The 22,033-nt window shown below is 41.6% G+C and carries 16 protein-coding genes and 9 pseudogenes; 13 read left to right on the top strand and 12 right to left on the bottom strand.

The genetic code is table 11. From position 1 onward, the window contains the following. Positions 1 to 40: 40 nt before the first annotated feature. Positions 41 to 793, bottom strand: a complete 753-nt coding sequence (locus RCG23_RS17080; RefSeq protein ID WP_308176676.1) for a TraR/DksA C4-type zinc finger protein — start codon at positions 791 to 793, stop codon at positions 41 to 43. Positions 794 to 930: 137 nt separating this feature from the next. Next, positions 931 to 1,867: pseudogene (locus RCG23_RS17085) on the bottom strand (1,4-dihydroxy-2-naphthoate polyprenyltransferase). A 329-nt stretch (positions 1,868 to 2,196) separates the two neighbouring features. Here RCG23_RS17085 and RCG23_RS17090 point away from each other — a divergent pair. The 6 genes and pseudogenes from RCG23_RS17090 to menC all read left to right on the top strand — a co-directional run bounded on the left by RCG23_RS17090 (position 2,197) and on the right by menC (position 9,664). After that, positions 2,197 to 3,600, top strand: a complete 1,404-nt coding sequence (locus RCG23_RS17090) for an isochorismate synthase (protein WP_308176677.1) — start codon at positions 2,197 to 2,199, stop codon at positions 3,598 to 3,600. Continuing rightward, positions 3,597 to 5,351, top strand: coding sequence for a 2-succinyl-5-enolpyruvyl-6-hydroxy-3-cyclohexene-1-carboxylic-acid synthase (gene menD, locus RCG23_RS17095; protein WP_308176678.1), 1,755 nt, complete (start codon positions 3,597 to 3,599; stop codon positions 5,349 to 5,351). Before RCG23_RS17090 ends, menD begins: the two co-directional genes overlap by 4 nt. Further along, positions 5,348 to 6,160, top strand: coding sequence for a 2-succinyl-6-hydroxy-2,4-cyclohexadiene-1-carboxylate synthase (gene menH / locus RCG23_RS17100; RefSeq protein WP_308176679.1), 813 nt, complete (start codon positions 5,348 to 5,350; stop codon positions 6,158 to 6,160). The genes menD and menH overlap by 4 nt, the downstream gene beginning before the upstream one ends. 14 nt (positions 6,161 to 6,174) lie before the next feature. Continuing rightward, positions 6,175 to 6,992, top strand: a pseudogene (gene menB / locus RCG23_RS17105) (1,4-dihydroxy-2-naphthoyl-CoA synthase). A 67-nt stretch (positions 6,993 to 7,059) separates the two neighbouring features. Further along, positions 7,060 to 8,556 (top strand): annotated as a pseudogene (locus RCG23_RS17110) (o-succinylbenzoate--CoA ligase). Continuing rightward, positions 8,553 to 9,664, top strand: a pseudogene (gene menC / locus RCG23_RS17115) (o-succinylbenzoate synthase). Before RCG23_RS17110 ends, menC begins: the two co-directional pseudogenes overlap by 4 nt. 39 nt (positions 9,665 to 9,703) lie before the next feature. Here the strand turns inward: menC and RCG23_RS17120 are convergent. The 4 genes from RCG23_RS17120 to RCG23_RS17135 form a co-directional block, all read right to left on the bottom strand. Next, positions 9,704 to 9,862: a DUF1540 domain-containing protein gene (locus tag RCG23_RS17120; RefSeq protein ID WP_308176680.1), complete on the bottom strand. Its 159-nt coding sequence runs from the start codon at positions 9,860 to 9,862 to the stop codon at positions 9,704 to 9,706. Between the two features lie 103 nt (positions 9,863 to 9,965). Next, on the bottom strand, positions 9,966 to 10,988 hold the full coding sequence (locus RCG23_RS17125) for a cytochrome d ubiquinol oxidase subunit II (protein WP_308176681.1): 1,023 nt from the start codon (positions 10,986 to 10,988) through the stop codon (positions 9,966 to 9,968). Between the two features lie 12 nt (positions 10,989 to 11,000). Beyond that, positions 11,001 to 12,362, bottom strand: coding sequence for a cytochrome ubiquinol oxidase subunit I (locus RCG23_RS17130; RefSeq protein WP_308176682.1), 1,362 nt, complete (start codon positions 12,360 to 12,362; stop codon positions 11,001 to 11,003). Positions 12,363 to 12,905: 543 nt separating this feature from the next. Continuing rightward, complete coding sequence (locus tag RCG23_RS17135) at positions 12,906 to 13,844, bottom strand: metal ABC transporter solute-binding protein, Zn/Mn family (RefSeq protein WP_308176683.1); 939 nt, start codon at positions 13,842 to 13,844, stop codon at positions 12,906 to 12,908. Positions 13,845 to 14,059: 215 nt separating this feature from the next. Here RCG23_RS17135 and RCG23_RS17140 point away from each other — a divergent pair. Beyond that, positions 14,060 to 14,631 (top strand): annotated as a pseudogene (locus RCG23_RS17140) (beta-class carbonic anhydrase). Between the two features lie 34 nt (positions 14,632 to 14,665). Here RCG23_RS17140 and yidD read toward each other — a convergent pair. After that, on the bottom strand, positions 14,666 to 14,899 hold the full coding sequence (gene yidD, locus RCG23_RS17145; RefSeq protein WP_308176684.1) for a membrane protein insertion efficiency factor YidD: 234 nt from the start codon (positions 14,897 to 14,899) through the stop codon (positions 14,666 to 14,668). Between the two features lie 156 nt (positions 14,900 to 15,055). Here yidD and RCG23_RS17150 point away from each other — a divergent pair, with 156 nt between their 5' ends. After that, positions 15,056 to 15,529 carry an S-ribosylhomocysteine lyase gene (locus RCG23_RS17150; protein WP_308176685.1) on the top strand — a complete coding sequence of 158 codons (474 nt, stop codon included), beginning with the start codon at positions 15,056 to 15,058 and terminating at the stop codon, positions 15,527 to 15,529. Between the two features lie 49 nt (positions 15,530 to 15,578). On the opposite strand, the gene ytzI is transcribed toward RCG23_RS17150, so the two are convergent. Beyond that, positions 15,579 to 15,740 carry a YtzI protein gene (gene ytzI / locus RCG23_RS17155; RefSeq protein WP_308176686.1) on the bottom strand — a complete coding sequence of 54 codons (162 nt, stop codon included), beginning with the start codon at positions 15,738 to 15,740 and terminating at the stop codon, positions 15,579 to 15,581. Between the two features lie 106 nt (positions 15,741 to 15,846). On the opposite strand from ytzI, the gene RCG23_RS17160 reads away from it, so the two are divergent. Continuing rightward, positions 15,847 to 16,290 carry a Dps family protein gene (locus tag RCG23_RS17160; protein ID WP_308176687.1) on the top strand — a complete coding sequence of 148 codons (444 nt, stop codon included), beginning with the start codon at positions 15,847 to 15,849 and terminating at the stop codon, positions 16,288 to 16,290. An 89-nt stretch (positions 16,291 to 16,379) separates the two neighbouring features. On the opposite strand, the pseudogene RCG23_RS17165 reads toward RCG23_RS17160, so the two are convergent. Further along, a pseudogene (locus RCG23_RS17165) lies at positions 16,380 to 16,636 on the bottom strand (DUF6154 family protein). A 231-nt stretch (positions 16,637 to 16,867) separates the two neighbouring features. Here RCG23_RS17165 and RCG23_RS17170 point away from each other — a divergent pair. Next, entirely contained in the window at positions 16,868 to 17,197 is a 330-nt protein-coding gene (locus tag RCG23_RS17170) for a hydrolase (protein ID WP_308176688.1), read from the top strand. A gap of 104 nt (positions 17,198 to 17,301) precedes the next feature. Continuing rightward, positions 17,302 to 17,808 carry an RNA deprotection pyrophosphohydrolase gene (gene ytkD, locus RCG23_RS17175; RefSeq protein WP_308176689.1) on the top strand — a complete coding sequence of 169 codons (507 nt, stop codon included), beginning with the start codon at positions 17,302 to 17,304 and terminating at the stop codon, positions 17,806 to 17,808. 338 nt (positions 17,809 to 18,146) lie between these two features. Here ytkD and RCG23_RS17180 read toward each other — a convergent pair. From RCG23_RS17180 to RCG23_RS17190, 3 genes and pseudogenes are all read right to left on the bottom strand, one after another. After that, positions 18,147 to 18,958: pseudogene (locus RCG23_RS17180) on the bottom strand (ABC transporter permease). Then, positions 18,939 to 19,715: an ABC transporter ATP-binding protein gene (locus tag RCG23_RS17185; RefSeq protein WP_308176690.1), complete on the bottom strand. Its 777-nt coding sequence runs from the start codon at positions 19,713 to 19,715 to the stop codon at positions 18,939 to 18,941. Before RCG23_RS17185 ends, RCG23_RS17180 begins: the two are co-directional and overlap by 20 nt. A 24-nt stretch (positions 19,716 to 19,739) precedes the next feature. Beyond that, a pseudogene (locus RCG23_RS17190) lies at positions 19,740 to 20,752 on the bottom strand (ABC transporter substrate-binding protein). A gap of 118 nt (positions 20,753 to 20,870) precedes the next feature. On the opposite strand from RCG23_RS17190, the pseudogene RCG23_RS17195 reads away from it, so the two are divergent. Then, positions 20,871 to 21,657, top strand: a pseudogene (locus RCG23_RS17195) (alpha/beta hydrolase family protein). 64 nt (positions 21,658 to 21,721) lie between these two features. Further along, positions 21,722 to 21,964, top strand: a complete 243-nt coding sequence (locus RCG23_RS17200; RefSeq protein WP_308176691.1) for a DUF2584 domain-containing protein — start codon at positions 21,722 to 21,724, stop codon at positions 21,962 to 21,964. Positions 21,965 to 22,033 lie beyond the last annotated feature (69 nt).

Below are 22,033 nucleotides of genomic sequence, written 5' to 3' on the forward strand. Positions count from 1 at the left end.
AGCATCAGTCTCTTTTGGTTTTTCAATATTTTGGAGATGTTTATTCCTTATCTTCTACATACCCATCTGATTTTTTATATGGAATGTCCCCGATTTTGGATTCAAGCCCTTTACGATCGAGCATATTCTCATATTCATCTCGTTTATCGGAAGGAAGAGCAGTGCGTTCTTTGCCGGTAATGTCTGTGGCAGCGTATGCTTCATAATCCTCTGTGAAGGTTTCCTCGTTTTTGCCCTTGTCATACAATTCATTATACCTTTCGTAATCTCCGGACAAGTCGGATGGTGTTTCAGAAGTGCCGAATCTTGCAACCTCCTCGAAGCTGTCCTCGGTATCAATGACTCCCTGTCTTTCACCATGGCGGAAAGTATTGGCATTGGAAGGCTCAAGGATGTCTTCTTCAACAGGACGGTGATCTGAGACCGTTTGATCAGGAGTATGTTCTATGCAATACAAGGTTGATGGAAAGGCATCCAAACGTTCGAATGGGATATCTTTTCCGCATTCCTTGCAGATTCCATAACTGCCGTCCTTAAAAGCATCCAGGGCATCGTTTATTTTATCAAGCTCGCTGTCCTGATGGTCTTCAAGCGCGGATTCCCTTTCACGCTCGAACAATTCGGTTCCAAGGTCAGCTGGGTGGTTATCATATGCCGATAGTTCACCTGACGTTTCTCTGAGGCTGGCATTTTTATTTGTGTATTTGCTATCTAAATCTAATTGTTCTTCAATATTTTTTTTATCTTCTTCCAGCACCTTTTTTAATGTATCAAGCTCGTTTGTTGATAACATGGAAAATCACATCCTCATCATATAATTGCGCTAATATCTTCTTACAGTTAATACCCATTCACCATTTTAAAAAAACATGGCATAAATTTTTGGGCAAACAAAAATCCCCTGCCTTAATTGGCAGGGCCGCGTTCGCATTATGAGAAGAAGTGGCCGATAAATAAACCGACTGTTAATAAAAATCCAAATATCGTATTGGTTTGAGCCGTAGCCTTCATTGCAGGCATCATTTGAATAGGTATGGATTTTCCGATAAAGCCTTTTGTCGCTTTAATTGCTTTAGGTGCGCTTAAAATGACGAGGGCAGCCCATACAGATGCCGTTCCATTCATAATCAATATCAATACCCAAAGATAGGAAAGAGTGAATAATCCAGCCAGGAGGTAAATGGCTCCTTTTCTTCCTAATAGGATGGCAAGTGTCTTACGGCCATTTTCTTTATCTCCGTCAAGATCTCGGATATTGTTGGCTAAAAGGATTTCACCAACCAGGATCATTATCGGAATCGAAACAAGGATACTGGTTTGATCAACAAAACCTGTTTGAATATAGAATGAAATCAGGATAATCAACAATCCCATGAAAAATCCGGCAACAATTTCCCCGAACGGTGTATACGCAATCGGCAGAGGCCACCAGTATAAAAATATCCTGCTGCCATGCAGATGAGCCCAATCAGAGCTAGCCACCAGCTGCTGTTTTGGCAAATATAGACGCCTAGCAGAAGGGCAATGCCATAAAAAGAAAAGGCAAGCCTGAGCACCGTTTTTGGTTTAATTCCATCACGCACAATGGCGCCTCCGATACCGACAGAGTGCTCATTATCAAGGCCTTTTTGAAATCATAATATTCATTAAACATATTGGTTGCTGCTTGGATCAGCAGGCTGGCAATTAACATGGCCAAAAACACGCCATAGTGAATGTCTCCATGTTTAAGGGCAAGTGCAGTACCAAGAAGAACGGGCACAAAAGCGGCGGTTAATGTATGTGGACGTGTAAGCTGCCACCAGACCTTAAATCCGCGGTTAGGCTCCAACACAGGTGATGAACTTGTTTGTAAATGCGGCTGCATAACTGTTCTCTCCCCTTTTATTTATATAATTTCTGTGTTTTAGTGTGATTAACTCCAAAATTAAGTGTATGGAATGGCACTGTCCATGTCAATTACTTTTTACCTACAAAAAAAGGAAGATAACCCCATTGGTTTATAACGGGAAGAAAAGCGGGAAAATATTAAATAGAGCATCATTTAAGGCAGGAAACATTTTTTGATATATAATAAGGAATGAACTGGGAATGGTATGACAAGAGTTATTGACATATTTACAATTAGAGTAGTATCTTAAAATAAGCTTAAAATGAATGGATTGCAGTCGCAAAGGCTGTTTTGGAGGGATTTTTTTGGTTACCATTCAAGAAACGGAACTTAAAGAAGGGATCTTGCTGGGTATTGATCGTGCGAAAAAAATGGGACGGTCCATTCTGGTAAGTGAAGTTCATAAAATAGACCATATCGAACCTTTATCTTTTTTCCATGCAGGCAGGGAGTTTTTTCTGGGTGAACGGTTTTTCTGGAAAGACCCTTCCGATGAGACATACATTATTGGAAACGGAATAGTGAAACAAATACAGTCGGATCAGGCTACTGACCGCTTTTTTCATGTTGAAAAAGCATGGAAGCGTTTTATTGATGATGCCATCATTTTTGATGCTTTTTCAGAAAACGGAATAGCGCCGCTTATGTTCGGCGGCTTCTCATTCGATCCCCATAAACAGAAAACATCCCTGTGGTCTAAGTTTGCTGATTCTTTATTCCATATTCCTAAATATATGCTAAGCATAATTAAAGGACAGGCATATTTAACAACAAACACGGTTTGTACGCATCACGACGATCTGTCCCTCTTTCATAAAGTTGTCAGCGAGAGGAATCAGTTGCTGGCGTCAATTTCGCCTGTTAAAAATAGTCAGTCACTTTTGAATGGATCTGAAGAGATTGCACCGGATACTTGGAGAGAGACGGTTACGCAGGTCGTTAAAGATCTTAAGCATGGTCCTTTAAAAAAAGTGGTGCTGGCAAGGGAGCTCCGTTTACACTTTGAGACTGAAGTTGAAACGGAAAACGTTCTTTCACGGCTGGACAAGGAACAGCATGAAAGTTTTATCTTTGCGTTTGAATCGAACGGGGATTGTTTTATTGGTGCATCACCTGAAAGGCTTGTAAAAAAAGCGGGAATGAATATTTTTTCTACCTGCCTGGCGGGTTCTATTCCGCGCGGAAAAACAGTGGAAGAAGATAAGACCTTAGGGGAACTTTTATTGAACGATCAAAAAAACCTGATTGAGCATCAGTATGTGGTCGACATGATCAAAGAGGCATTGGAAGAGACGTGCCAAAGGGTTACACTTCCTGCTAGGCCGCAATTAATGAAAATCAGGGATATTCAGCACCTTTATACACCGGTTATCGGAGAAAGTAAAAAAGATACTTCTCTGCTTTTACTGGTTGAAAGACTGCATCCAACACCTGCACTGGGAGGCCTGCCTAAAAAAGAGGCAGTCGATAAGATTAGGGAGGTTGAAATTCTTGACAGGGGGTTTTATGCAGCACCGCTAGGCTGGATGGACTATCGCAGGAACGGGGAATTCGCTGTTTCGATTCGTTCAGCCCTCATTCAGGGAAAAGATGCCTCATTATTTGCAGGCTGCGGAGTCGTAGCAGATTCAGATTCTGACAGTGAGTATTTGGAGACGAGCTTGAAGTTCCGTCCTATGCTTACAGCACTTGGAGGGAATGGAAAATGAACCATCAAGAAGCATTAACAGCATATACAGCAGCTTTTGTAGCAGAGCTAGTGAATACCGGTGTAACGGATGTCGTAGTCAGTCCGGGATCAAGATCTACTCCCATGGCGCTTGTCATGGCTGAACACCCGGGCTTAAAGATCCATATTCATGTGGATGAGCGCTCTGCTGCTTTTTTTGCCCTGGGAATGGCTAAGGCATCTTTAAGGCCAGTGGCGATTCTATGCACTTCTGGAACGGCTGCTGCTAACTATTTTCCGGCCATCGTTGAAGCTAATTTATCACGTGTTCCCCTAATTGTCCTTACAGCCGACAGGCCTCATGAACTGAGGGATGTTGGCGCGCCGCAAGCGATTGATCAAATTAACCTTTACGGGAAACATGTGAAATGGTTTGCGGAGATGGCTTTACCGGATAACACCGGAGAAATGCTCCGATATGCCAGGACAGTTTGTGCTCGGGCGGCTGCTGTTGCCTTGCAGGCACCGGCAGGTCCCGTCCACCTCAACTTCCCATTCCGTGAACCTCTTATTCCGAAGCTGGATACTGACAATCTATTTCTATTGGAAGAACGGCCAGATAGCTATGTTCATGTACATAACAGTGAATGGACTATCGGGGAAGCCAAATTTCAAGAGATTGCTGCAATGATGGCTAATAAAGAAAACGGAATTATCGTGTGCGGCCAGCTGGATGACTCCCGGTTTGCTGAAGCAGTGACAATCCTTGCTGCAAAGCTGCAATATCCTATCTTGGCGGATCCGTTGTCCCAATTAAGAAGTGGTACGCATATCCATGAGAATATTATGGATACATATGATACTTTTTTACGCAATGAGGATGCAAAGTCAGTACTTAAGCCCGATGTCATTATCAGATTCGGTGCAATGCCTGTTTCGAAGGCTCTGGGCATTTTTTTAAAGGAAAATCATCAAGCATTCCAGTTTGTGGTAGACGGCGGAGGTGGCTGGAGAGATCCAGCTTCCATATCAACAGATATGATTTTCTGCAGTGAAACGGGGTTCTGCAAAGGGGTCGTGCGGCATATTGAAGGGGAGCATAATAGCAGCTTCCTTGATAAGTGGCGGGAAATAAATGATTTAACCAAAGGTCATATATCAATTGTAAAAGACTTTGAAGACTGCAGTGAAAGCAGGTTGTTTTACCAGCTTGCAGATGTCCTTCCAGAAAACGCTGCGGTATTTGTAGGAAACAGTATGCCAATCAGGGATCTAGATAGTTTTTTCCATAATAACGAAAAGAACATTAGAGTCCTGGCCAATCGTGGGGCAAATGGAATTGATGGAACCATTTCTTCAGCTCTAGGTGCCGCTGTTTTTTTACAGCCCCTTTATTTGATTGTGGGAGATCTTACATTTTTTCATGACTTAAATGGGCTCCTGGCAGCAAAGCTTTATAATTTGGATATTAACATTATTATTATCAACAATAATGGCGGGGGCATTTTCTCATTCCTTCCTCAAGCCGCGCACCCGAAAAATTTCGAGCTCCTTTTTGGCACCCCGTTGGATCTTGATTTCGAGCATGTAGTCCGGATGTACAATGGGAACTTCACAAGAGTAAAAGAGTGGGAACACTTCGTTACAGCATTTAAAAAACAGGAAGCTGAAAAGGGTTTGAATGTATTTGAAGTAGTGACAAATAGAGACAAAAGCAGGGATGAACATCGAAATTTGTGGAATTCTGTTTCCCGGGAAATATCCAGTTGGGTAAATGGAGAAGGAAAATGAATATTGTCGTTGACGGAATCGACCACCATGTAGAATTATGCGGAGACGGATTTCCACTTTTGCTTTTACACGGCTTTACAGGTAGCGGCTCTACATGGATGCCTTTTTGTGAGCGGTGGGGAAGGCATTCCCGCCTCATCATGCCTGATATTATCGGCCACGGAAAGACAGATTCACCAGTGGAATTGGAGCGATATAGTATTCAATCCGTGGCCAGGGATTTGAATGAAATCCTCAATAAGCTAAATGTGGAAAAAACCGATTTGCTTGGCTATTCGATGGGTGGCAGGCTTGCCTTGACATTCGCGCTTCTTTACCCTGATCGAGTCCGCAAGCTGGTCCTTGTCAGTGCGTCTCCAGGACTTTCTTCAGAAAATGATAGAGAGATTCGACGAATGAATGACGCCAATCTTGCTAACTTTATTATAGAAGAGGGAGTCCCGGCCTTTGTCAGCCGCTGGGAAAGCATCCCACTTTTTAAATCGATGGAGCAGCTTCCACAGTCCGTAAATGCAGCGATTAGAGCTCAACGTCTGCAAAATTCATCGAATGGTTTATCCAACAGTCTGATCGGAATGGGGACTGGCTCACAGCCCTCTTGGTGGCAGCATTTGAAAGATCTGTCTTGCGAGGTATTATTGGTAACCGGTTCAATGGATGAAAAGTTCTGCCTGATTGCCGAAAACATGCAAAATATGATTAAGAATGTGAGTTGGATGTCGATAATTGAAGGCGGTCATGCAATTCATGTGGAGAAATCAGAAATATTTGGTACAATAGTAAGTGAGTTTTTGTCAAATACATATTGAAGGAGGATTCTGTTTTGACTGTAGAATGGGTAGCAGAACGTAAATATGAAGACATTATTTATGAAACACATAACGGTATTGCAAAAATCACCATTAACCGTCCGGAAGTGCATAATGCCTTCCGTCCGAAAACAGTAATGGAATTGATTGATGCATTTGCTTACGCTCGTGACGATGCAAGTGTTGGTGTAATTGTACTGACAGGAGCGGGAGACAAGGCGTTTTGCTCTGGCGGAGACCAATCAGTACGCGGACACGGAGGATATGTAGGAGAAGACCAGATTCCACGTCTGAATGTGTTAGACCTTCAGCGTTTAATCCGTGTTATTCCAAAGCCGGTTATCGCAATGGTAAAGGGCTATGCAATCGGTGGCGGACATGTTCTGCATATCGTTTGTGACTTAACAATCGCTGCTGACAATGCGCGTTTTGGGCAGACAGGCCTAAGGTTGGAAGCTTCGATGCAGGCTATGGTTCAGGCTATCTTGCAAGAATCGTCGGTCACAAAAAAGCTCGTGAAATCTGGTTCCTTTGCCGCCAGTATAATGCTCAAGAAGCTCTCGATATGGGCTTGGTAAACACCGTTGTACCTCTTGATCAAGTAGAAGAGGAAACAATCAAATGGTGTGAAGAAATCCTTGAGAAAAGCCCGACTGCCCTTCGTTTCTTGAAGGCTGCGTTCAACGCGGATACAGATGGATTGGCTGGTATTCAGCAGTTTGCAGGCGATGCTACACTTCTTTACTATACAACGGATGAAGCAAAAGAAGGCCGTGATGCTTTTAAAGAAAAGCGCAAGCCTGATTTCGGCCAATTCCCGCGTTTTCCTTAAAAACTCGATTTTAAACAACAGCTTGATGGATTCCCATCGAGCTGTTTTTCATAAGAGGTGATTAAAGATGAGTAATAACTTGCCAAACTTTTTGAAAAAAAGAGCATTTCTTACCCCTGATCGCATAGCCCTTCATTTTGAAGACGAGACACTGACTTTCCATGAATTATATGAACGTTCTCTAGAAATAGCGGAACGCTTAGTGACAGCTGGTTTTAATAAGGAAACTTATGCAGGTGTTTTATTAAGGAACCATATTGATACGGTGATAATTCTATTTTCTTTCCAGATGATCGGTGCCAAAGCTGTGATGTTAAACGGCAGGTTGTCAGCTGCAGAATTGGCTTGGCAGCTAAATGACTCAAAGGCATCCTTCCTTATAACCGAAGCTGCCTTTTCTGCACCAAATGAGGAGCCTATCCTGGAATTGCCTTCGCTGACGGTTTTACAAAAGGAAGAGATAGCGTCTTTAGGAACTTCCGATGTAATGATCCAGGAAGAAATCGATTTAAATGATATATGCACGATCATGTATACATCAGGGACAACTGGAAATCCGAAGGGTGTTAAACAGACGTACGGAAATCATTGGTGGAGTGCGGTTGGTTCAGCTTTAAATCTTGGTTTTATGGAATCGGATCGCTGGCTTTGTGCTGTTCCGCTTTTTCATATAAGCGGCTTTTCCATTCTGATGCGCAGCGTCATATATGGGATGGCAATTGTCCTTCATGAAGGATTTAATGAAGTGAAAGTCCTTGAAGATATTGATTCTAAAAAGGTGACAATTATGTCGGCCGTCAGCACGATGCTGACAAGATTGACAGATGTACTAAGAGAGAGAAGGCTTCCGGAATATTTCCGCTGTATGCTGCTCGGGGGCGGCGCAGCTCCTCTTCCACTGCTTGAAGCCTGTGTCGAGATGGGCATACCTGTTTTCCAATCGTATGGAATGACCGAAACGGCATCGCAGATTGTTACTCTAGCTCCGGAATACAGCTTTTCCAAGCTCGGTTCTGCCGGAAAACCATTGTTTCCTGCACAAATAAAAATTGTGGCCAAGGATGGAAAGCAGGCAGATCCAAATGAAGCGGGTGAAATAACATTGAAAGGGCCAGAACATAACTTCAGGATATTTGAACCGTCCTGAAGCGACAACCGAAAAACTTCGCGATGGCTGGTTTTATACAGGTGATATCGGGACTCTTGATGAAGAAGGATTTCTATATGTGCTTGACCGTCGTGATGATTTAATCATTTCAGGCGGGGAAAATATCTATCCCGCGGAAATAGAAAGCATCCTGTCAGGCCATCCAGCTGTTGGAGAGGCAGGCGTTGCCGGAGTCCCGGATGAAAAATGGGCCAGGTACCTGTAGCTTATATTGTGGCTAAAACTGGTATTAGCTTAAAAAAAGAAGACCTCTATGAGTTTTGTACTGGACGGATGGCTAAATATAAAATTCCGAATGACTTTATTTTTATCAAGGAGCTGCCACGAAATGCAGCGAATAAGCTTTTGCGCAGAAAGTTGAGAGAGTATTGGTCAGAGGGAAGGGCGGAAATATGATCATATTTTCGATAAAGCTTTATGTGATTAAAATGCCGCTTAAATCGCCGTTTTTCACTCACCTTGGAACCGTAAAGGAGAGGGAAGGAATCATTGTTAAAATAATGGATGCTGACGGCTATTGCGGGTATGGAGAAAGTGTTGCCTTTTCATCGCCATGGTATACAGAAGAGACAGTAAAAACAAGTCTTCATGTAATGGAAGAGTTTTTGATTCCGCTTCTTCAAAACAATACTATTGAGCATCCGGGGAAGCGTCCCGCCTGTTTGAATCAATCAGGGGAAATAACATGGCAAAAGCTGCACTTGAAACAGCTCTATGGGATTTATATGCAAAAAGGAAAGGCATTTCTCTTTCTGAACTGCTTGGCGGGACGCTGAAAGAAATTCCCGCAGGAGTTGTGGTGGCTGCCGATTCTATTCCTAAGGCACTTTCACAGATTGAAGTGTATGTAAGTGAAGGATATCAGCGGATCAAGGTGAAAATCCATCCAGGGAATGACAGGTCAATGCTGACGGAAATTCGCCGCCATTATCCCAACTTACCAATAATGGCAGATGCAAATTCTGCCTATACTCTGAAGGATATGGACAGGATTAAAGCGCTTGATGAGTTTAACTTAATGATGATTGAACAGCCCCTTGCCCATAATGATATTTATGAACACTCCCTATTGCAAAAAGTAATCCAGTCGCCCATTTGCCTCGATGAAAGTATTCATACTTTTGAGGATGCACGACTTGCAGTTGAAATGGAAAGCTGCCAGGTGATTAATATTAAGGTTGGCAGAGTCGGCGGATTGGCAGAGGCTAAAAGGATTTATGATTTATGTATAAATCGAGGCATTAAAGTATGGGTTGGGGGAATGATTGAATTCGGTGTTTCGCGCGCGCATAATATCGCCTTTGCCTCACTTTCGGGTTTTTCCATTCCCGGTGATATTTCAGCATCAAGCCGATTTTGGGAGGAGGACATTATTCTCCCGGAAGTCATTGTTGAAAATGGCTTTGTTAAGGTTCCTTACAGTTCAGGTTTAGGGTTCGAGATAAATGAAAAAGTACTGAGAAAGGTTACCTTGCAATCAAAAAAATTTCTTTTCCAAAACTAAAAACCAGGCCCGCCGTTTGGCTCGCCTGGTTTGTTTTATTTAGTGACCTTGAGGTTCAAAGGTCTGGCAATCAGTTTCTTTTTGGGAATCAGCAGTCATGCCTGTGTGGCTTACTACATAAATCTGCTCGGCACTGCATTTATTTCCTTGAGCCCAATAGCTGCAATTATTCACTTCACATAAAACATCCTTTGCCATCTGTATCACTCCTTATAAAATTAGGATACAGAATTAGCTTCCGAATTTTTATAGTAAAACATGCCTGCCAAAAACTGATGGTTCACTCTGATGATTCTTTTGGCTAACTGCGTCTCAAATAGCGTTTATCATTCATAAACAGGCTCCAAAAGTAAATAAAGCCGGGAAAAAGAATCAAGAATCCCGCAATATATGAAGCAAAAACAGCATGAAAAGAGTTCGGATCAGTAAAAGCAGAATGGATGGTCACTTCAGGATAAACGATATAGGGCAGATGTGCTTTGCCATAAACATAGCTAGCTGCCAAATATTGTAATGTTACAGCGATAACTGAGAGCCTTGGTTTCCCTTTTACTTTTTTTGAAGGAAGAAAGAGTCCTAGCCCACCAATCAGGAAAAGGACTAGGGAGAGGATGAGAAACGGAAGATCCTTCATCATTTTGCTATACAGCCATCCCGCCTCAGATTTTAATGTCAGCATGATGAAAATTGCCATTAGAAAGGAGATTGGCCCTAAAATAATGGCATCCCTGCGGTAGACATTATAGGCATCATATTCCTGTGAAGCCTTCGAATAATCGGCCAACAATAGAGAGGAAAGAAATAAGGTACTGCTAATTGCAAATCCAAAAAATGCATACTCATTGGGGCTGGAAAATAGCCTTACAAGATCCAATGTTTCCTTTCCGTCCGAAAAAGTGACAAAACTTCCGTGAGTAATTGGAAGGACACTGATTAAAAGTCCAGGAATAATAATTCCAGTGATGCCTGAAATATAAGTTAACGGCTTTTTGTATTCCTCTGCAATATGTGAAAAAACGAGAAAGGCGCTTCGGATTGAAAGCAAGAGCAAAATAATGCTTCCCGGTATCAGCAGGACTGTTCCCAAAGTATAGGCTCCCTTCGGAAACATACTGTATACAGCAACTACCAGCGCCACAATAAATGTATTGGTTACCTCCCATGTAGGTGATAAGTACCTGTTCGCAATGGTGGTTGCCTTTGTTTTTGCATGATTAATGTAAATCATGGACCAGAAGCCTGCGCCAAAATCCATTGTTGCCATGACTGCGTAGATAAAGACAAATCCCCATAACACTGTAACGGCAAGATATGCATCAGACATAGATATTCCCCCTTAGGAATTGGAACCAAATAAAGTAACACCCTTTTGTTCTGCGCGATTTAAATCATCTGTTACGGTATTCCGTTTAAAATAATAGAGCAAGACAAAAACAACAGATATGGCTAAAATGATGTAGATTAACACGAACAAAATGAATAGGATTCCCAAATTCGTTGATGTTGTAACAGAATCCGCAGTCGACAGCGTCCGATAAATAGTCCATGGCTGCCGTCCTGTACAGGCGAAGATCCAGCCAAACTCGATTCCTGCCACTGCAAGCGGGCCTGAAGCAACATACAGCCACATTAGCAGCTTTGGAAAACGGTCTTTTTTGAGAAATTTATTCCAAACAAATCCTATAAGTGATATTAAAATAAGTAGTGAACCGATTCCAACCATGGCATTAAATAATGTGTGGATAAACAGTGGCGGCCAGTACTTTTCCGGGAAGTCATGCAAACCACGGACAACCGTATCAAAGCTGTTGCCAGCCAAAAAGCTCAGAGCCCATGGAATTTCGATGCCCCATTTAACGGTTTCAGTGGCTCTGTCGGTATATCCTCCGACAGAAAGTGGAGCATGTGACTGGGTATCAAACAAACCTTCAGCAGCTGCCAGTTTTTCCGGTTGATACTCATGCAGGTTCTGTGCAGAAGCATGTCCATTTAAAGCTGTAAATAAAGAAAATAATCCTCCAATTACAAGGCTTACCATCAGCGCTTTTTTATGGAAATTGTAGATTCTTGAACCGAAATCAGCTTTTAGCATTTTAAATGCAGAAACGGAGGCAATGACAAAAGCACCGGTTACATAGGCGGAAAGCGCCACATGACCGGAAGTAACAAAAAAGCTGGGATTAAAAAATGCTGCCCACGGATTAACATCGACAATTTTTCCGTTTACCATCCGAAAACCCGCAGGAGTTCCTTCAAATGCATGGACGTTCGTAATCAATACGGCCGATGCCATTGCACCGATGGCAACGAACAATAAGCTTACAATCCGCATCCAAGGACGGATTCTCTCAGCGGCATAAACATAAATTGACATAAAAAGAGCTTCAATAAAAAAGGCATATATTTCAATTTGAAAAGGCAGAGCCATTACTCTCCCAATGACTTCCATAAATCCAGGCCATAGCAGCGAGAGCTGTACACCGGCAATCGTACCGGTAGGAATGCCGACACCCAAAAGGACAGCAAAGGCCTTTGTCCATCGCTTTGCCATAACGGCATACTCCTGATCCTTTGTTTTTTGATACAGCAGCTCTGCTGTTAAAATCATCATCGGCAGCCCTACTCCGATGGTAGCAAAAATAATATGGAAACCCATAGTGGTGCCGAACATTGATCTTGCAATTAATAAATCGCTCATTTCTCTTTTCCTTTCATCGTTAACTTAGTATTTTCCTATTGTTATCAACAAGAAGAAAAAGTATGTAAAATTTTCCACAAAAAAAGTCTCTCTGAAATACAGAGAGACTTTTTTTGTCGTCTAGGAAATAATAAAATTAAATGATGTGAATAACTTCTACAAGTTGTATTAATCTAGCTCCACAAGGAAAGCTTCGGCAGCATATGCTTCGCACGAAGAAAAAGCGATAGCTTTTTCGAGGAGCACCCAGCCAGTTTTCACCTTTGAATAGCCCCTTTGAATTTCTTGCTCCAAGCATGACCTTTAGGTGATGCTTGGAGCAGCTCGGGGTCATAAGCCAAATCACTCCAGAAATCAGGACAAGGAAAGCTTCGGCAGCACACGGAAAGGCTACGGCAGCATATGCATAGAACGAAGAAAAGGCGATAGCCTTTTCGAGGCATCCGCATCGCACGAAGGAAAAGCGATAGCTTTTCCAAGGATGACTGCGTGATTCGTCTTATGCCTGTCGGGGCTAACCAGGGTGCTTGCGCCTTTTGTTCTTTATTGATATAGAGCAATTTTTAAGGTATCAAGATTTTTTTCCATTAAAGTGAAGTACGTTTCTTTATTTTTTATATTCTCTTTTGTTAGAATGGCAAGATTGTGGACAGGAAGTGCTTTGACAGACGTTTCTTCTTGGACGATTTTACCCAGCTTGGAATTTACGTTTTGTTCAAATAAAATATATTTTAAACCATCCTGTTCTACCGTTGAAACGATTTTTTCCAATTTCTTTTGGGATGGCTCATTCGTGGTTGACAAGCCTGAAACGCTGATTTGCTTTATTCCATAACGTGTTTCCCAATAGCCGAAGGCCGCGTGTGAAACAACAATTTCTTTACGGGGGGCTTTGGTCGCCGTGTCTTTAAAATCCTTGTTGAGCTGATCTAGTTCCTGTGCGAGCTGGTGGTAATTTTTCTCAAAATCAGCTTTCTTGCCAGGCATTTTTTTAATGAGGGCATCCTTAATGGAGGAAGCCATTTCTTTTGAATAAACCGGATCTAGCCAGACATGAGGATTCACGTCACTATGTTCATGTCCATTACCATCTTCTTCATCAAGAGCATGCTGATCCTTGGGCAATTTCAGCTTATCTGCAGCTGCCAATAAAGAAACATTTTCATTCTTTAATGTTTCCTTTGCTTTTTCGACGAAGCCTTCAAGTCCCAAGCCAATATAGATAAATAAGTCTGAGTCAGCCAGATTCATCATATCCTTTTGGGAAGGTTCATACGTATGCTCGTCAGACCCGGGCGGATAAATCGTTTTTACATCAACATATTTACCGCCGATTCTTTCTGTGAAGTACTGTAGAGGGAAAACAGTTGTGTATACATGGATGCGTCCCTTTGTCTCGTGTTGGCCGCCGCCGCCCGAGCAGGCCGTCAATAATAGGGTTAAGGGAAGCAATAGAGTAATAAGTAGTGATAGCTTTTTCATAAGTGCTCCTTTGTAAAACGGATTAATTCCGATTTACTTTCTAAAAATTTTTATTATTATTGCTCATTTTAGTCGAAAATAAAACGGTAATCCGTAATCATTCCGATTTCCTAATGTATCTTACAAAAAATTTACCCTTAAATCAAGTAATATAATTGGCTTAAAGGAAAAATATTTTATATGCTAAAAGAAAGCAAAAGAATTGGAGGATAAAAATGAACACGCCAAAGTTATTAGATGAGATTCTGGAATATAACAAGAAATTTGTAGAAAGTAAAGAGTATGAAAAATACGAAACCACGAAATTCCCAAATAAACGCCTGGTTGTTTTGACCTGTATGGATACCCGGCTGCTTGAGCTTTTGCCCAAAGCAATGAATTTTGGAAATGGCGATGTTAAGACAATTAAAAATGCAGGGGCACTAGTTACCCATCCATTTGGGAGTATTATGAGGAGCATTTTGGTAGCTGTCTATGAGCTTCAGGCTGAGGAAGTTCTCGTAATCGGGCATCATGATTGCGGGATGAGCGGCATGAAATCTGGCCGGTTATTGAAAAGATGAAACAACGAGGTGTCACAGATGATATCCTTAAAACTCTTGCTAACTCAGCGATCGAAGTTGGTCAATGGATGCAAGGATTCGACGTTGTTGAAGAAAGTGTACAGCATAGCACTGACATTATCAAAAATCATCCGCTTATGCCGAAGGATGTACCTGTCCATGGAATGGTGATTGACCCAAAAACAGGTAAGCTTGATCTTGTTGTAAACGGCTATGAACAGTAAGTCATTTTAACACTGCAACCTAAAAAGCCCCTGGTTATTTTTTGCCATGGGGCTTTTCTGGAACGGGATCCATTCCGCCTGGATGGAATGGATGGCATTTTAAGATGCGTTTAGTGGCAAGCCATCCGCCCTTAAATGCGCCGTGGCGTTTAACAGCTTCAAGACCGTAATGGGAGCAGGTAGGGTAAAATCGGCAGGATGGCGGTTTTAATGGTGATATGACGATTTGATAGAACCGGATAATGCCAATAAAAATGTATTTTAACAATTTTTGTCGCTCCTTTATTTTGCAGGAAAAAACTTTAATGAATTCAACATATCATATTATGAATTTAACGTCTAAAAACATCAATTCAAATTAAATAGATGAAAAAACTCGGAATTAGAGTTATAATGAAAAAAGAATTTAAAAGGAGTGATATTCATGCCTTCAGTTGAAAGCTTTGAATTAGACCATAATGCCGTTAAAGCACCATATGTGCGCCATTGCGGAGTCCATAAAGTTGGCAGCGACGGTGTTGTAAATAAATATGATATCCGTTTTTGCCAGCCTAATAAACAGGCGATGAAGCCTGATGCAATTCATACACTTGAGCATTTGCTTGCTTTTAATATCCGTAAGCATTCGGAAAAATATAGCCATTTCGATATTATTGATATTTCTCCAATGGGATGCCAGACTGGTTACTATTTAGTAGTTAGCGGCGAACCTACGGTCGAGGAAATTATTGATCTTCTTGAGGACACGATGAAGGATGCAGTGGAAATCACTGATATCCCTGCTGCGAATGAAACACAATGCGGCGAAGCCAAACTTCATGATTTAGAAGGAGCAAAGCGTTTAATGCGCTTCTGGCTAGACCAAAGCAAAGAAGACTTAAAGCAGGTTTTCGCATAATTAGTAGAAAATGAAAAGATTCCTATCCGATTTGGAATAGGAATCTTTTTTATTCTTCCTTTTTTTGTGTTTCTTCTGCATTTTCTATATTAGGATTGCTTTCAAGCGGATCAACCGTATGTTTATAGGTATAGGCCTTTGAAGTCGTAATGACACTTAGCAGAAGTACCACGATGACGATGATGACACCTACAACTAAAATGGTAACCATGGTTTGTGCCTCCCTTTCATTTTTACCCTTATATTCTACCATGACCATAGTCCAGAGTGAGTTTTATTTTTAAACCAATGGGTAAAATATATCCGGAGGGATGAAAATGCCAAAAACTAAATTAGTTGATTCAGTTAATGTACAGGTAGCCAATTTTACAGTTTTGTACGAAAAGCTCCACCATTTTCACTGGTTTGTGAAGGGGCACCATTTCTTTGAACTTCACAAAAAATTCGAAGAGCTTTACAACGAAGTAAGCCTTCACCTTGATGAGCTCGCAGAGAGGCTGCTTATTAAAGGCGACAAGCCTGTTTCCACTTTAAAAGAATGCCTAGATATAGCAACGATAAAGGAAGCGACAGGGAAAGAAGCGAAGGAAGAAGAGATGGTACAAGCTGTAGTAGATGATTTTTCTCAAATGATTGGTGAAATTAAAGAAACCATCTCCTTGGCTGAGGAAGAAGAAGATCCTGTGACCGCTGATATGCTTACTGCAATTAATGAAAGCCTTGGTAAGCATGTTTGGATGTTAACATCGTTTCTTGGGTAATGCCTAAAACCTGTGCAATTGATGCACAGGTTTTTTTATATAAAAAAGAAGCTGATTTCTCAGCTTCGCTGTCCAATAGTATGTATAAATCAATGTATATTTCTGGGATGGAAGGTAGGTGTTCTTTGCTGACGATATTCTTCCTGAGCAAATTTCCCTTTTAAGCTTTCAATTAAATATAATCCCATTAAGTCATAAAGCTCTTGTTTATCCATTTCCTGAATAAGGCCAGTAAATCTTCATGCGACATTTCTTCCAAAAAGGCAAATGCCAGCATATCGATATCCTCTTCATCACCGGTCAATTTGTTACGGTACATTTCATAAAGCTCATCGACTAGTTTCAATATTTTCACCCCCTGTAAAAAAAATGTCTTTAATTATTCAATACCCTTCGTGATGAAAAATATTCCTTTTGGAAATTTTTTGAATGAGAATTAAAAAGTGTGAATTATTTGACTTTTCTTTATTCTATGTGAATCAGTTTGTATTCATTTCAACTAATTCATTTAAACATAAGAATAAGTTTCAGCATTTTGTGGGAAACGATTAATAATGAGTATAAGGGAGGATTGCTGATGAATCAACAAAAGAAAACATATTATATCGACCTGGGGAGTGGGGAAATTTCTCAAAGTGCCACCAGTTCGTCCTGGAATTATAAAATCGAGGCATCGGATGAAGAAATTATCCAGTTGCGTGAATATTTTGACCAAAATTATTCGACAGAGTGGCAAAATTTCTTTCGAGCCCACGTCCCATATGTGCAGTATCATTATGATCGTGAAAATGATGCATACGACCAAACCTCCCAGAAAATTTTTCAAATGCTTTACGATTTGGGTGATGAAGAAACGAAAGAGCATATTAAAAGCATCAACATACTGCCACAAAAGGAAGAGGAATAAAGTTTGGATAAGGGTGTCTCTTTTTGAGATGCCTTTTTTATCTAGAAATGAAAAAACAAACGTTTATAATAAAATTAGGATTATAGAGAGAATCGAGGTTTATTATGGACGTTTTTTTTGATCATTTTGGCTGCAAGGTGGAGCTTACCTTCCAGGAAAATCAATTTAAAGAGGAAGCACGGCATGTTCTCGTCATTTGTCAATTAGGTGATGAATGGCTGCTGACAAATCATAAGGAAAGAGGGCTTGAGTTCCCCGGAGGTAAAATAGAGCCAGGCGAAACACTTGAAGAGGGCGCCCGCCGGGAGGTTTTTGAAGAAACGGGTGCATATCTTTCCGACCTCTTAAAGATTGGAGAATATAGAGTGACAGACGAAAAGGGATCCTTTGTGAAAGCTGTTTTTTATGGGAAAGCGAAACAGCTTGAGAAAAAGGCTGGATATATGGAAACAAATGGGCAGGTACTTATCAAGGGTGATCTTCTTAAGATGCGCTTCCAGGATGATTACAGCTTTATCATGAAGGACGATGTGATAAAAAAGTGTATACATATGCTCCAAGCAGGCCACATGCCATATCCTGCCAAAAAAATGGCGAAAAGCAAGATTTAACATAAATTGATGCTTTTCGCTGTTTCTTTTTTTATCGTCTAGGAAATAATAAAATTAAATGAAGTGGTACCTTCTACCAAAAAGTATTAATCTAGCTCCAGCGCCAAGCCAGTTTTCACCTTTGAATAGCTCCCTTGAATATCTTGCTCCAAGCATGACCTTTAGGTGATGCTTGGAGCAGCTCGGGGTCATAAGCCAAATCACTTCAGAAATCAGGACAAGGAACGCTTCGGCAGCATCCGCATCGCACGAAGGAAAAGCGATAGCTTTTCCGAGGATGACTGCGTGATTCGTCTTATGCCTGTCGGGGCTACCCAGGACGCTTGCGCCTTTTGTTTTTAGCGCTGGTCCTTCACGAGTTTTTTTTCAATTAGGGCAACGACCTGATACATAATGGTCGCAAAGACGGCGATGACGAGCAATGATAATAAAACGAGCGTAAAATTAAATACCTGAAATCCATAAATAATCATGTAACCAAGTCCTTTTGAAGAGACGAGGAACTCACCCACCATAACGCCCACCCAGGATAAGCCGACATTCACCTTCAAGGTCGATATGATGGTCGGGAAGCTTGCCGGGAGAATGGCCTCTTTAAAGCACTGAAAACGGCTGGCTCCAAAGGTTTGCAGCACTTTGAGATAGTTGGGATCTACACCTCTGAAAGAAGTATAAACGACAATCGTTGTGATGATGACAGAGATAATGGCACCCATCGTAATAATGGAGGTAAATCCTGTGCCAAGGGCAACAATTAAGATGGGCCAAGTGCTACTTTTGGCATTGCATTTAAGATAACGAGGTAGGGATCAAGCACCTTCGAGAGCATCGGTGACCACCATAGTATGGCGGCAAGCAATGTTCCAAGCAGGGTGCCAAGGATAAAGCCAAGCACTGTTTCTGTGAGTGTGATTCCGAGGTTCTCCAATAATGAACCATCCTGAAGCTTTTCCAGTAATAAAAGCCATATTTTAGAGGGAGAACTGAAGATGAGCGGATCGATCCACTTTTTTGCACTAAATAATTCCCAACCGCTAAAAAACAGTAAAAAGATTATGATCTGATACAATCTGACCCATCTTTTTTCCACAATCAGAGAGTGTTTATATTTTTCATGGAGGAGTTTTACATTATTCTTTTCCGGATTCAAGCGACTCCAGCTCCTTCCATATCGTTTGGAATAGATTCTGATACTGTTCAGAGTTCCTTGCTTCAAATGGTGTGAGGCTCCTGAGTTCCTCTGGAATGTGAAAAGTTCGATGCAGCCTTCCGGGGCTTGGTGAAAATAGATATACCCTGTCGCTCATTGAAATGGCTTCTCCGATATCATGTGTGACAAGAATCGCTGTTTTTCCGAAGGATTTAAGTGTTTTGGAAACTAAATCCTCCAATTTCAATTTTGTCTGGTAATCCAGAGCGGAAAACGGTTCATCCAGCATGAGCAGCTTCGGCTCTGTCGCAAGTGTCCGCACGAGGGCTGCGCGCTGTCTCATTCCACCTGACAGCTGCTTTGGGAACTGTTTTTCGACACTGGGTAACCCAATTTCGTTTAACAGACTTAGTGTAGCTGATTTCGTTTTTTCATTTAATCGATTGGACAGCTTCAGACCCAGCAAAATATTTTCTTCAATCGTCTTCCAAGGAAAAAGATAATCCTGCTGAAGCATGTAGCCGATTTGCCGATCAGATAAAGAGACAGGCTTTTCTTCGAGTAAAATAGTTCCCTGGGTAGGCTGGATTAATCCTGCAACGATAGATAGTAATGTCGTTTTTCCACAACCGCTTGGACCGAGGAAGGAGATGAATTCTCCCTCCTCTACTTCCAGCGAGATATCGGTGAAGGCCGTGACAGCAGATGTTCTGGTAAAATAAGTGTGATGGATTTCACGAATCTTTAAGAAACTCATAGAACGGCCTCCTCATCAAAATTATTATTTCACTTTGTTGGCAATAGTTGTGTTTACAAGTGTTTTATGGCTGACTTCCTTAGGAAGCTCACCAGCCTCCTTCATAATATTTTGGAGATTGTTCCATTCCTCTTTATCAAGAATCGGGTCTGTTGCAAACGATCCCTGGCTTTTATAGCGGTCAACCACAGTCTCAATCAGTGCTAGGTTAGTGTCCTTGAAATAAGGCTGGATTACCTTAGCGGTTTCTGATGCTTTATGCGTTTTGACCCATTGCTGTGCTCTATAGATTGCTTTTGTGAACTTTTCAATTGTGCTTTTGTTGTTTTTCATATAGCTTTGCTTTGCCATAAATGTGGTATAAGGAACATGCCCGGATTCGGTACCAAACGAAGCGACAATGCGCCCTTGCCTTCTTTTTCAAAAATGCTAGCTGTTGGTTCGAAAAGCTGAACAAAGTCGCCGGTTCCTGATGCAAATGCATTTGCAATGTTGGCGAAATCGATATTCTGGATTAATTTCAGGTCTTTTTGTGGGTCGATATTATGCTTTTTAAGTACGAATTCTCCAACCATTTGCGGCATTCCGCCTTTGCGCTGTCCTAGAAATGTTGTACCTTTTAGCTGATCCCATGAAAAGTTGTCGATTTTTTTTCTGGAAACAAGGAAGGTTCCGTCTGTCTGAGTCAATTGGGCAAAGTTGATGACAGGGTCACTGGATCCTTGTGCATAAACGTAAATAGAAGTCTCTGAACCTACAAGGGCGATGTCGGTGCCGCCTGAAAGGAGCGCTGTCATCGTTTTGTCTCCGCCCCACGTGGTAGTTAGTTGGACATCCAAGCCTTCATCCTTAAAGAACCCTTTCTCCAGTGCCACATATTCCGGTGCGTAAAAGATAGAGCGTGTTACTTCTGCAACCCTTACCTTTACTAGATCCTTCGTTTTCTGTGTGTTGTTCGCATTATTGCAGGCTGCCAATGGGAAAATAAGAATACCAATTATGAAAAGGGAAAAACTGAATTTTAGCCAATTTTTCATGTATTTTGCCTCCTTTTAAAAAGGTTGAAAATCTGGGCTGATTTTTGCCTAGGATATCGTATGAAAGAGATAAAAATGTGTGAATGCCTATTAATTAAAATTAGGGAAGGATGACTAGATGAATATCGAGGACGGCACTATTCTTCAGATAAATAGATTTCCATCCCCAAATCCGACGGTTGAACTAAAAATCATCACCTATTATTCAGATGGTTTGAAGGTGAAAGGGCTGCTTGCCAGGCAAAAGAGGGTGGAACATGTGATGGATTTCTCTATTTAAGGGGAGGGATTAAAAATGTCGGGAAAGTACGGCCTGCCCGCATTGCCCAGTTTGCAGCGGAAGGCTTTATTGTTTTTGCTCCTTTCTACAGGGGAAACCAGGGAGGGGAAGGGAATGAGGATTTTGCCGGAGATGACAGGGAGGATGCTTTTTCTGCTTTCAGGCTGCTCCAATCGCTTCCAGGTGTAAAAAATATTCATATATTTGGTTTCTCACGTGGTGGCGTGATGGCTCTTCTTGCAGGCATCAGCTTTCCTGAAGCTGCATCCATTGTCACGTGGGGTGGCGTAAGCGATATGGAATTAACCTATCGGGAAAGAAAAGATTTACGCCGGATGATGAAGCGCGTAATGGGGGAACTCCTGCCAAATTCCCAGAAAGATATGAGAGCCGTACACCTCTTAATGATTTGGCAAATCTGCAGGCACCGGTACTAATTATTCATGGAGTACAGGACCATAATGTCTCTGTTGAGCATGCATACAAGCTCGAAAAAGGACTCGAGGCTCTTGGTAAGAAAGTAGACTGCTGGTATTTCAATGAATTTACCCACTATTTTCCGCCGGCAGTAAACCGAAGAGTCGTTAAGGATCTAACAAAGTGGATGAAATCGCACTCCGATTAATGTTAAAATGGAAGTAATTATAATTTGGGCAGGGTTTTTAATAAATAGCAGGGGAGCCAATAAAATGGGAATGCCGCTTGAATTAAATACAATGGTCGTAACAAAAGGCAGAGAGCAAAGAATTGAGGAAAACTTATTTTTGCTTGAAAAAGAAGGGTACAGGCTTTATCCGATTGATATTCCGATCGATGTCAGAAGGACAATTGAGAGTGACTCAAGCGGAACAGGTATCATTAAAAAAGTGGAATGGCAAAACAGCCTTACTTCGATAACGTACCAATTAATTTCATTAAATTCTACGAATTAAGCAGGGGTAGCAGCATTAAAATCACACGGAGAAACACACGGCATTTCACAAAGGAAATGCCGTGTGTTT

Source organism: Neobacillus sp. PS3-34 (genome assembly GCF_030915465.1).
In the GTDB taxonomy this organism is placed as follows: domain Bacteria; phylum Bacillota; class Bacilli; order Bacillales; family Cytobacillaceae; genus Neobacillus_A.

Bases quoted from the DNA above. Each gene is read 5' to 3' on its own strand.
- RCG23_RS17080 (WP_308176676.1), bottom strand. From the start codon at position 793: ATGTTATCAACAAACGAGCTTGATACATTAAAAAAGGTGCTGGAAGAA.
- RCG23_RS17160 (WP_308176687.1), top strand. From the start codon at position 15,847: ATGCCAAAAACTAAATTAGTTGATTCAGTTAATGTACAGGTAGCCAAT.
- RCG23_RS17200 (WP_308176691.1), top strand. From the start codon at position 21,722: ATGGGAATGCCGCTTGAATTAAATACAATGGTCGTAACAAAAGGCAGA.
- RCG23_RS17170 (WP_308176688.1), top strand. From the start codon at position 16,868: ATGAATCAACAAAAGAAAACATATTATATCGACCTGGGGAGTGGGGAA.
- RCG23_RS17185 (WP_308176690.1), bottom strand. From the start codon at position 19,715: ATGAGTTTCTTAAAGATTCGTGAAATCCATCACACTTATTTTACCAGA.
- RCG23_RS17125 (WP_308176681.1), bottom strand. From the start codon at position 10,988: ATGTCTGATGCATATCTTGCCGTTACAGTGTTATGGGGATTTGTCTTT.
- RCG23_RS17120 (WP_308176680.1), bottom strand. From the start codon at position 9,862: ATGGCAAAGGATGTTTTATGTGAAGTGAATAATTGCAGCTATTGGGCT.
- menH (WP_308176679.1), top strand. From the start codon at position 5,348: ATGAATATTGTCGTTGACGGAATCGACCACCATGTAGAATTATGCGGA.
- ytkD (WP_308176689.1), top strand. From the start codon at position 17,302: ATGGACGTTTTTTTTGATCATTTTGGCTGCAAGGTGGAGCTTACCTTC.
- RCG23_RS17150 (WP_308176685.1), top strand. From the start codon at position 15,056: ATGCCTTCAGTTGAAAGCTTTGAATTAGACCATAATGCCGTTAAAGCA.
- menD (WP_308176678.1), top strand. From the start codon at position 3,597: ATGAACCATCAAGAAGCATTAACAGCATATACAGCAGCTTTTGTAGCA.
- RCG23_RS17135 (WP_308176683.1), bottom strand. From the start codon at position 13,844: ATGAAAAAGCTATCACTACTTATTACTCTATTGCTTCCCTTAACCCTA.
- ytzI (WP_308176686.1), bottom strand. From the start codon at position 15,740: ATGGTTACCATTTTAGTTGTAGGTGTCATCATCGTCATCGTGGTACTT.
- RCG23_RS17130 (WP_308176682.1), bottom strand. From the start codon at position 12,362: ATGAGCGATTTATTAATTGCAAGATCAATGTTCGGCACCACTATGGGT.